Genomic DNA, 10,841 nt, shown 5'->3' on the forward strand with positions numbered 1-10,841 from the left:
AATATGCTAACATCCGACATCATTTTAGTGTCTAAACTTGGTGCAAGATCGCAAAGACGATCAATTTAATAAACACATTGAGCCTATGCACCAATGAATCAATAGAAAGAGAAAAAACGTCATGAACATTGATTTGAACCTAATTCCTCAAACGTTCGATATGCTTCACGCAGGTCTTGCTGCTTCGAGCGTATTGCTTTTGCTGGTTGCTGTATCACGTAAATCGAAAGTGATTGAGAAAGTAGTAGAAAAGCCGGTTGAGAAAATCGTCGAGGTTGAAAAACCTGTCGAGAAGATCGTAGAAGTTGAAAAAGTCGTTGAAGTAGAAAAAGTGGTTGAAAAGGTTGTTGAAGTTGAATCAAAACTTGCAACTGCTTCTACTGACTCTGCAATGCAACTGCTTTCTATTATGCAGCAAGAAGCTCGCCTAATTGACTTCCTACAAGAAGACTTAACGTCATTCTCAGATGAAGAAGTTGGCGCAGCTGCTCGCGTTATCCACACTGGTGGTAAAAAAGTATTAAGCGATTACGTAACGCTTGCACACGTACGTAACGAAGAAGAAGAAACCCGCATAACGGTTGAAGAAAACTTTAACCCACAAGAAATTCGCCTAACTGGCAATGTTACAGGCAGTGCACCATTCCACGGAACGCTAGTTCACAAGGGCTGGAAGGCTACATCAATGAACTTGCCTAAACTGGCTGAAAATTACGATGCATCAGTCATCGCTCCAGCCGAGGTTGAGCTGTAATGGAACACATGAACCAAGAAAACATTTCTCAAGAAGAAAACATCCATGAGACGCCAGAGCAACAGTCTCCTAAATTTAGCGTTGGTATCGACTTAGGTACGACACACTGTGTGATGTCTTTTGTCGATACTCACGATGAAGATGCTCGTGTAGAAGTTATGCCGATTCCACAATTGACGGCACCTGGCACAGTAGAAACTCGCAGCCAACTTGGCTCGTTCCTGTACCAACCTCACGAACACGAAATGAATCCGCAATCACGCGTGCTGCCGTGGTCTAGCGAGCCTAAAGCACTGGTTGGTGCGATTGCTCGTAACCTGGGTTCAAAAACGCCAATTCGCTTGATTGCCAGCGCTAAATCTTGGCTTTGTCATGGCGGCGTAAACCGTCGTGATGCGTTCCTGCCAGCTGGTAGCCCTGAAGAAGTCGAAAAAGTATCCCCTCTTCGTGCAACCGAGTTGTACCTTGAGCATCTAAAAGACGCCTGGAACCACACTCACCCTAATCACAAGCTTGCTGAGCAAGATGTGACGATTACCGTTCCTGCATCGTTCGACCCAGCGGCACGTGACCTGACGGCAGAAGCTGCGCGCAACGTTGGTTTTGTGCATCTGACACTACTAGAAGAGCCTCAGGCTGCGCTTTACAACTGGATCGACAACAGTAACGACAAATGGCGTGACGAAGTTGAAGTTGGCGACATCGTTCTGGTCGTTGATATCGGTGGTGGTACAACCGATCTATCTTTGGTGGAAGTAACCGAAGATGACGGTAACCTGTCACTTAGCCGTATCGCCGTCGGTGAGCACATTCTGCTTGGCGGTGACAACATGGACCTTGCCCTTGCGTACCGCTTGAAAATGAAGCTTGCGCAAGAAGGTAAAGATTTACAACCGTGGCAAGTACAGGCAATGACACACGCTTGCCGCGATGCCAAAGAAGCGCTTCTGAACGACAGCGAGCTGCAATCTGTGCCAATCGTTGTTCCTAGCCGTGGCTCTAAACTGCTTGGCGCAACGCTAAAGACCGAACTGACGCAGGAAGAAGTACAGCAAACGCTGGTTGATGGTTTCTTCCCACAAGTTGCGATTACTGATCACCCTGTTCAGCGTAACCGTGGTGCACTGACGCAGATGGGTCTGCCTTATGCTCAGGATGCAGGCATCACACGTCACATTGCTGCCTTCTTGTCTAAGCAAGCAAACGCTCAAGGTGGTGGTGAGTCTGCTCCAGCTCAAGACTACAACCCATTTGCGAACATGCCGGGTATGCCAGGGGCTGAAGCTGCTCAATCAGCAGATTTCATCAAGCCAACCGCGATTCTGTTTAACGGCGGTGTACTGAAATCAACGCTATTGGCCTCTCGCTTAGAAGACACCATTAACGAATGGTTGCTTGAAGCAGATGCAGAAATGGCGAAACGTCTGACTGGCGTTGATCTCGATCTTGCAGTAGCAAGTGGTGCGGCTTACTACGGCTCAGTTCGTCGTGGTCAGGGCGTTCGTATTCGCGGCGGTATTGCTTCGGCTTACTACGTAGGTATCGAAAGCGCAATGCCAGCGATTCCTGGAATGGCACCTCCGATGGAAGCCCTATGTGTGGCACCATTTGGTATGGAAGAAGGCTCAAGTGTTGACGTACCAAGCCAAGAGTTTGGTTTGGTTATCGGCCAACCAGTAAACTTCCAGTTCTTTGGTTCGACAGTACGTCGTGATGACCTAGCAGGTACTCATCTTGATCACTGGGCACCAGAAGAGCTTGAAGAGTTACCAGAAATTCAAGTCACGCTACCAGTATCCGAAGGTCGTCGTGAAGGCGAAGTGGTTCCAGTCACTCTGGCATCTCGCGTGACAGAACTTGGTACGCTTTACCTAGAAGCAATTGCCGCCGATAACGGTCAAAAATGGCACGTTGAGTTCGATGTGCGTGAAGACGCAAAAAGTGACTCAAACGAAGAAGAATAAATAGAAATCAAACGGCATCCAATCGGGTGCCGTTTTTAAATACACGAAGGTTTGTATGGCATCTCCTCGTTTTCTAGTTGGTATTGACCTTGGCACGACAAATACTGTGGTCGCCTATTGTGAAATCACCGACAACCTTGAACAATCCGAAGTATCCCTATTTGATATCGACCAGTTAATAGGTCCTGGTGAAGTGGTTCGTAAACCGCTGCTACCCTCTTTCCGCTACCACCCGGCTCAGGGACAAATTTCCCCGTCTGATTTAACCCTGCCTTGGGAAAATCAGCCTGTTTCTGGCGACATTAAAAATGTCATCGTCGGTGAATGGGCACGTGAATTAGGCGCGAAAGTTGAAGGACGTCAGGTTTCGAGCGCGAAAAGCTGGCTCTCCCATCAAGCGGTCGACCGTAGCTCAGACATTCTTCCTTGGGCTGGCGCGCAAGACGTTGATAAAGTCTCACCCGTAATTGCCAGCGCAAGTTATCTAAATCACATCCGTCAGGCGTGGAACTATCGTCATCCGAGTAACAAGCTGGAAGACCAAGACGTCGTGGTTACTGTCCCTGCATCGTTCGATGAAACGGCACGTAAACTCACCCTTGAAGCAGCCGATCTAGCCGGATTGAAGAAAATAGTCCTACTCGAAGAGCCACAAGCGGTATGTTACGACTGGTATGCACGCCACCAACAAACGGCGGCCGATGAACTCAAAGACCTACCGCTGATCCTTGTCTGTGATGTGGGTGGTGGTACTACCGACTTAAGTTTGATTGAGGCTAAGTTCAAACAAAGTAATGACAGCGAGAGTGAGCTGGCCCTCGACCGTATAGGCGTTGGCGAACACCTCATGCTAGGCGGTGACAACCTCGACTTGGCATTAGCGCACCTCGCAGAAAGCCGGTTCAATCAGAACAAAAAGCTGACAGCTGCAAGCCTAACAAAGCTGATTCAGCAAACCCGAAAAGCGAAAGAGAACTTGCTTTCTTCAAATGCACCTGAAGAAGTTAAAATCACCATGCTGGGTAGCGGCTCAAAACTGCTTGGTGGTACCAAGAGCATTGCGCTGAGTAAACAAGAAGTACACCAAATTGCCCTCGATGGCTTCTTCCCTCTTTCTGAATTTAATGAAGTACCCGACAAACGACGCAGTGCCGTTGTCGAGTTTGGGTTGCCTTACGTCGCAGATCCTGCAGTAAGTAAACACGTAGCCGAGTTCCTAACTCAGCATCAGCAAGTGTCGCGATCTGCACTTGGCATCGAAGACGAAAAACAAAACGCAATTCCGGTCGGTTTACTACTCAATGGTGGTGTGTTTAACAGTGACCTTGTCACAGAGCGTGTCACTACCCTACTCTCAGACTGGCGCGGCGCTCCTGTCACGGTTTTGGATAACCCACATCCCGATTGGTCCGTTGCTCTTGGCGCCGTTGCCTTTGGTAAAGCACGACGTGGAGCCCAGCTAAAAATCGGTGGCGGTGCTGCTCGTTCTTACTTCCTGCACCTGCAAGAGAAAAACAAAATGGGCAAAGCCCTTTGTTTGCTAGCAAAAGGGACGGAAGAAGGCCATGAGATTCGCTTAAGTGGTCGTCGATTCTCGCTTACACTTGGCGAGCCGGTTCGATTTAATCTTCTTACCTCAACCCACGATACTCTGACCAACAACACTGCGATTCAAAATGGTGTGATGGTTGACGTTGATCCTGACTTATTTGTTCCACTTCCGCCGTACATCACCACATTAGAAGGCGAAGGTGCTGAGCTGCACGCAAACCAAAAAGAGCGTGTCGAGGTACAACTCGCTTGCCAGTTAACGGAAGTAGGCACACTCAAAATGGAATGTGTCAGCGCAGAAGACGACACTAAACGTTGGGCGCTAGAGTTTGAAGTACGTAACAAACAAGCAGACGACAACGAAGACGTACAACTTCATCCAAAGTTGAATGAGTGTAAGGAGCTGGTGGCTCGTCTTTACAGCGGTAATAAGAAAAGCGCTGACAGCAAAGAGATCAAAACGTTAGCGAAAGATCTTGAGAAGAAACTGGGTAAGCGTGATGAATGGGACTTCACAACGCTTCGTCAGTTATTCGATGCATTTGCTCAAGGCAGAAAACGCCGCCGTCGTTCAGAGCAACATGAAAAGAACTGGCTTCGACTTGCGGGCTTTGCATTGCGCCCGGGGTTTGGTGATCCAACCGATTCTTGGCGTATCGAACAGATTTGGGGACTTTACCAACAAAACATTCAGTTTAAAAACCATCAAGGATGGACAGACTGGTGGGTATTCTGGCGTCGTATTGCTGGTGGCTTAAACCAGGAACAGCAAGAAACGATTTTGGCTGACATTGCGAAATATCTGCACCCAGGCGCAATGAAGAATCCACAATCCGCCAAGGCTGCGCAAGACATGGGCTACGAGTCAATGGTTCGACTGTCAGCGTCGTTGGAAAATCTGGAAGTCGAAGATAAAGTGCTTTTGGCAACGTGGTTCCTGAGTAAAGCCATTAACCATAATCAATTCCAACAAGCACACTGGTGGGCAATGGGCCGACTTGCATCTCGTACTCCGCTATACGGCAGCCAGCACAGTGTTATTCCCCGTGAGCAAGCAGAACAGTGGCTTCCAAAACTGTTAGAGCAAAACTGGCAAAAAGAACCAATGATCGCGTTTGCGGCTGTCATGATTTGTCGTAAAACAGGAGACCGCCTGTTCGACATCTCAGATGACTATCGCGAGAAGGTTCTGGCCAAGCTCAAGCAAAGTAAAGTGCCTGAGTCTTGGGTCTCTTTGGTTGAAGAAGTGAAAGAACTTTCTGATAGTGAATCGAAGCGTGTCTTCGGTGATGCACTCCCAAGTGGTTTAACGCTGGTTCATCACTAAGCTTTTTCTCCATAGAAATGCTAAAAAATGCACAAAGCCCTTCGTTGAAGGGCTTTGTTTTATCTGATTTCTCTACAAACAACGGGTTAATTCAACTCTGTCGTAATCACCACATCGCGCGTTTCGTTATCCATGTCACTGATGCCGACCACTGAGACTTCGCGATCCGAAAGTGTCTCAATCAAGCTGTCTTCTAATCCGCCATCAGCTAACCAAGTATAAAATTTCTCTGCGATGCGCTCCGAACCTTCTCCAACAAACGTTAATGTGACCTTCTTCATTTGTGACACTCCATCAATTTACGATTCAGCAACTTAAGCGTAGTATGTTTGGCAAACATCGACATCTACTAAGGCTAACTTCTTTTATGACCATTGAAAAATTTGACGCGATTTACCAACGCGCCGCCGAACGTAAAGGCGGTAAAGACCAACTTGAAGCCCTGCTTACTCACCCGTTAAGTAAAACAGAGTTAGCCGCTATTCCTGATGACCGTTGGTTAGCTGCATTTTCAATGAAAGTATTTCAAAGTGGCATTTCATGGAGTGTGGTGCGTAAGAAGTGGCCAAACTTTGAAGAAGTCTTTTTTGGTTTCAAAATCGAGCCATTACTTATGCTTTCTGACGAACAGTGGGAAACAAAAGCGACAGACGAACGTATCATTCGCCACCTGACAAAAGTGATGTCGATTCCCGCTAACGCTCGCATGATTCATGAAGCGAGCATTGAATACGGCTCATTCGGTAAAATGGTGGCGGATTGGCCTCAAGAGAACATCACCGAACTTTGGACTTATTTAAAAAAACATGGCAAACGCTTGGGCGGAAATACCGGGCCATATACCTTACGCCAGATGGGTGCAGACACATTTATCATCTCTAACGATGTAGAGGCTTACCTGCGCAACTGTAAGATCATTGAAGGTGGAAAAGACACCAAGAAATCCCTGGACGCAGCCAATAAAGCCTTTATTCAGTGGCAAAAAGAGAGTGGCCGAAGCCTCACAGAAATCAGCCAAATCATCGCATTTAGCACGGGTGACAATCGCATCTAATTGGTAACGACTGTGCTTATCTTTTTTAACCTAAGCTTGGTCAGTTAGGTTATTCTGAGCTTAGGGTAACGCCGAGATTTTCTCGCAAAACACAAGTTTATTCCGACTTAAAGCGTTGATTAAACTCAGTTAAAGCTATGTTTTAACGCTTTAAGTTACCAATTCACCCTGAACCACCAAAACCACCCAATTAACATGAATTTCACATAATTTTGTTACATTGGCGGGTTGCAGTAATAAAGTAAGAAATTCGATAGAGCATATATTCAAAATCAATACAAAATATCGTATTTATGTTTGCTTAATATTTGTGCTTGTAAACTTTTCATTTCGCCCAATAATGGTTCCATAATAATTTCAATCAGTTAAGTTGGGAGGCGGAATGAGAATTTTCTGGCAGCTACGTTGGTATTTCAAACAGAAATGGAAACACTACGTTGGCTCTATTTTACTATTGGCACTGATCTCTGTCCTCCAACTGATACCGCCAAAGGCGGTAGGCGTGATTGTTGATGGTGTCGTCGATAACACTTTAGAAACAAGCACGTTAATTATGTGGTTGTTAGGTCTTACCGCAATATTCGTTACGATCTACGTATGCAGAATATTGTGGCGTATATGGCTGTTTGGCGCGAGTTGGGAGTTAGGAACCATCCTTCGTAACAAGCTTTATCGCCACCTTTCAACTCAACCACCGCGCTTTTTTGAACGTTACAAAACTGGCGACTTAATGGCTCGCGGTACCAATGATGTCAGAAACATTGTAATGACAGCTGGCGAAGGTGTGCTTACCGCCGCAGATTCGTTAATTACAGGTATTGCCGTTCTTATCGTGATGGTGACTCAAGTGAGCTGGAAATTAACGGTTATGGCGCTTTTGCCTATGCCGTTTCTTGCCATCGTCATTTTCTATATTGTGCGTATCCTTCACCAACGCTTCCGCATAGCGCAAGAAGCTTTTTCTACAATGTCAGATATGACTCAAGAGTCATTGAACGGTGTTCGTATGCTGCGTGCGTTCGGCTTAGAGAAGCAAGAGCAACAACGTTTCGAAGATGTAGTGGACGACACAGGCGCGAAGAATATCGCAGTTGCGCGTGTGGATGCGCGTTTTGACCCAGCTATCCAACTGACGATTGGCCTCTCCTTTTTACTCAGCGTCGCTGCTGGTGCGTACCTCGTCGATAAGGGTGAAATCTCTCTTGGTGACTTAACCGCTTTCACTATGTATCTAGGCCTTATGATTTGGCCGATGTTGGCGTTTGCTTTCCTATTCAACATTTTGGAACGTGGCTCGGCAGCATGGAATCGTCTGCAAGAGATCTTTGATGAGCAACCTGAAATTGTCAGTGGAAACACCCCACTACAACAGAAACCTTTACCACTTCAGATCAATATCGATACGTTTTATTGGTCAATGGATTTACCCCCTGCCCTGGCGGATATCAATGTGGCGTTAGAGCCAGGAAAAATGTTAGGTATTGCTGGCCCGGTTGGAAGCGGAAAATCAACATTATTGACGCTACTTTTCCGTCAGCATGATTTGGAAAACGGCACGATTAAATTCGGTGATGTATCAATTAAAGACGCTCAACTTCCGCAATGGCGAAATCGCTTTGCTGTGGTAAATCAAAGCCCATTCCTGTTCTCAAAATCGATCTTTGACAATATCGCATTGGGTAATCCAAATGCGTCTAAAGAAGAAGTGTACCGAGCAGCAAAACTGGCCTGTATTCACGATGACATAGAGAAATTTCCAGATGGATACGCCACCGAAGTGGGCGAAAAAGGCATCACGCTTTCTGGTGGCCAAAAACAGCGTATTGCGATTGCGCGAGCCATGTTACTCAATGCTCAGGTCTTCGTTCTGGATGATGCATTGTCTGCTGTCGATGGACGCACTGAGCACCAAATTCTGAAGAACCTTGAAACACATTATCGTGATCAAGCCTTAATCGTGATTGCTCATCGTTTAACAGCACTCAAATCGGCTGATGAGATTATCGTCCTCAATCACGGTCACATTACAGAGCGTGGTCGTCATCAGCTATTGGAGCAAAACCAAGGATGGTACGCGGAAATGCTTCAGTACCAGAAACTAGAACAGGCAATGGAGGAGGAGTAGATGAAACAGACAAGTACATTTAGGCGGTTGTTGTCTTACCCATTGTCACAGCCAAAACCGATGCTCAAAGGTCTAGGTCTGCTGTTTATCGCCGCATTAGCCAGCGCAGGTGGGCCTTGGTTGATTCAATATTTTATTGATGAACACATTGCCAAAGGGGATTACTCGCAAGGTGTCTTGATCACGTTAGCTGCAGGCTACATTGCACTTCAGGTGATTTCAGCGACTTTTCAATACTTGCAGTCATTGCAGTTCAGTATGGTCGCAACCAACACCATTAAAACGATTCGTAAGCAAGTGTTCGCTGGCGTGATCAAACAGCCGCTTTCTGCCTTTGATTACACACCTGCGGGAAAGTTGGTCTCGCGAATTACTAACGATACAGAATCTCTCCAGCAGTTCTATGAGCTCTTGATTGCGACGGTGGTAAAAAATGCAGTGATGATCCTCGTAATGCTGGGGGTTATGTTCTTTATGAGCTGGCAGCTCACACTGGTTGTTTTGGTACTACTTCCAATCGTGATTGGTTTTATGTATCTGTTTAAGCAACTCAGTACAGAAAGCTACCGCAGAATGCGTGACTTGCTCACGGATATTAACGCTAACTTAAGTGAGTCAATCCAAGGGATGAGCGTTGTTCAGTTAATGCAACAAGAAGAGCGTTTTAATAAACAGTTTAACGAGTTAACGGAAGAGCACCTAGTCGCTTCTAAACGGGTTATTCGTTTAAACGGCTATCTATTACGTCCATTAATGGATCTGTTAGCCGGTCTTGCTTTGATGAGTCTGGTCGCTATCTTTGGTTTCAATGGCGTCGAGGTGATTGGTGTCGGTGTGCTTTATGCGTTCATCAGTTACCTGGGCCGCGTTACTGAGCCGCTGATTGAAATGACTCAACAACTGGCTCTATTGCAACAGGCACTAGTGTCGAGTGAGCGAGTGTTTGAACTCATAGATGCAAAAGAACAGACGTATGGTGATGATAACGCCGTTCTCAAAACGGGATCTATCGAAATTAAAAACCTGACGTTTAGCTACGATGGAAAGCAAGACGTATTAAAAGACATCTCTATTAAAGCCGATCATCAAGACTTCATTGCCTTAGTTGGTCATACAGGAAGCGGGAAAAGTACCCTAGCCTCGCTGCTAATGGGATTTTACCCAACAGAAGTTGGCGAATTGCTAATTGATGGCCGTCCGCTCAATACGCTAGCCAAGCATGTGCTGCGTAAAGACGTGGCAATGGTTCAGCAAGACCCGCACATTCTTCCCGACTCAGTTAGGGAGAACGTTTCTCTGGGTCGCCCCGTTGAAGACACTGAAATATGGGATGCATTAGATAAGGTAGGTTTATCGGAGCAGGTCCATCGTTATCCTAACGGGCTGGATACTCAACTAGGTCAGGGGGAAACTAACCTTTCCGCAGGTCAGAAGCAACTGCTCGCTTTGGCAAGGGTATTAGTGGCGAAACCAAAAATTCTCATTCTGGATGAAGCAACGGCAAACATTGACTCAGGCACTGAAGCTCTGATTCAAAAGAGTTTAGCGGTATTACGTCAGAATATGACTTTGATTGTAATCGCCCACCGTTTGTCTACGATCTTGGATGCCGATCAGATTGTGGTTCTTCATCATGGTGATTTAGTTGAAAAAGGTACGCACAAATCACTTCTTGCACAAGATGGCCGCTATGCGCAAATGTATCAATTGCAACAAGCTAGCAGACATTTACAAGAAATTGTGGAAGAGGAAGCAAATCAATTGGAAGAAGCGGTTTAGAGTATGCGCCCGTAGCCATTTTACGGGCGTACTATTTTGGTGCAGTAATCACACATTAATATTCAACTTCTGCATTTTGACGTAATTTAGCGTTACATTTCGCAACAAACGCCAATAATTTTCTATTTCCTCACCGATAATTGACATAACCCCTCGCTAATTAACGCGATGTCGTTGTAAAATCGCAATTAAATTCAGCCAGTCTATTTTCTATTTCTCGATCGGCTGGTTATCACATTTCAATATTGCATATTAATCTCATGACTGAAGTCCATGGATAAAGATAA

At 46.1% G+C, this 10,841-nt stretch carries 7 protein-coding genes; 6 read left to right on the top strand and 1 reads right to left on the bottom strand.

Translation table 11 applies throughout. From position 1 onward, the window contains the following. Positions 1–121: 121 nt before the first annotated feature. The 3 genes from L9Q40_RS20740 to L9Q40_RS20750 are packed head-to-tail and all read left to right on the top strand — an operon-like array spanning position 122 to position 5,596. Positions 122–754 carry a DUF2760 domain-containing protein gene (locus L9Q40_RS20740; protein WP_065302524.1) on the top strand — a complete coding sequence of 211 codons (633 nt, stop codon included), beginning with the start codon at positions 122–124 and terminating at the stop codon, positions 752–754. Then, positions 754–2,718 (top strand): Hsp70 family protein, encoded by a 1,965-nt coding sequence (locus tag L9Q40_RS20745; RefSeq protein ID WP_498794472.1) that lies wholly within the window; start codon positions 754–756, stop codon positions 2,716–2,718. Before L9Q40_RS20740 ends, L9Q40_RS20745 begins: the two co-directional genes overlap by 1 nt. A 55-nt stretch (positions 2,719–2,773) precedes the next feature. Beyond that, positions 2,774–5,596 carry an Hsp70 family protein gene (locus tag L9Q40_RS20750; RefSeq protein ID WP_498794473.1) on the top strand — a complete coding sequence of 941 codons (2,823 nt, stop codon included), beginning with the start codon at positions 2,774–2,776 and terminating at the stop codon, positions 5,594–5,596. Between the two features lie 86 nt (positions 5,597–5,682). Here L9Q40_RS20750 and L9Q40_RS20755 read toward each other — a convergent pair whose 3' ends face one another. Next, the gene (locus L9Q40_RS20755) at positions 5,683–5,877 is read right to left on the bottom strand and encodes a hypothetical protein (RefSeq protein ID WP_014231767.1); all 195 of its coding nucleotides are present in this window, start codon (positions 5,875–5,877) and stop codon (positions 5,683–5,685) included. A gap of 86 nt (positions 5,878–5,963) precedes the next feature. Between L9Q40_RS20755 and L9Q40_RS20760 the strand changes: the two genes are divergently transcribed. The 3 genes from L9Q40_RS20760 to L9Q40_RS20770 all read left to right on the top strand — a co-directional run bounded on the left by L9Q40_RS20760 (position 5,964) and on the right by L9Q40_RS20770 (position 10,554). Continuing rightward, complete coding sequence (locus L9Q40_RS20760; protein WP_498794474.1) at positions 5,964–6,650, top strand: DNA-3-methyladenine glycosylase I; 687 nt, start codon at positions 5,964–5,966, stop codon at positions 6,648–6,650. A gap of 382 nt (positions 6,651–7,032) precedes the next feature. Further along, positions 7,033–8,775 (top strand): ABC transporter transmembrane domain-containing protein, encoded by a 1,743-nt coding sequence (locus L9Q40_RS20765; protein WP_498794475.1) that lies wholly within the window; start codon positions 7,033–7,035, stop codon positions 8,773–8,775. Continuing rightward, the gene (locus L9Q40_RS20770; protein ID WP_498794476.1) at positions 8,776–10,554 is read left to right on the top strand and encodes an ABC transporter transmembrane domain-containing protein; all 1,779 of its coding nucleotides are present in this window, start codon (positions 8,776–8,778) and stop codon (positions 10,552–10,554) included. The last annotated feature ends 287 nt before the right edge of the window (positions 10,555–10,841 follow it).

Origin of the sequence: Allocatenococcus thiocycli (assembly GCF_921292965.1) — a bacterium.
In the GTDB taxonomy this organism is placed as follows: Bacteria; Pseudomonadota; Gammaproteobacteria; order Enterobacterales; family Vibrionaceae; genus Vibrio; species Vibrio natriegens.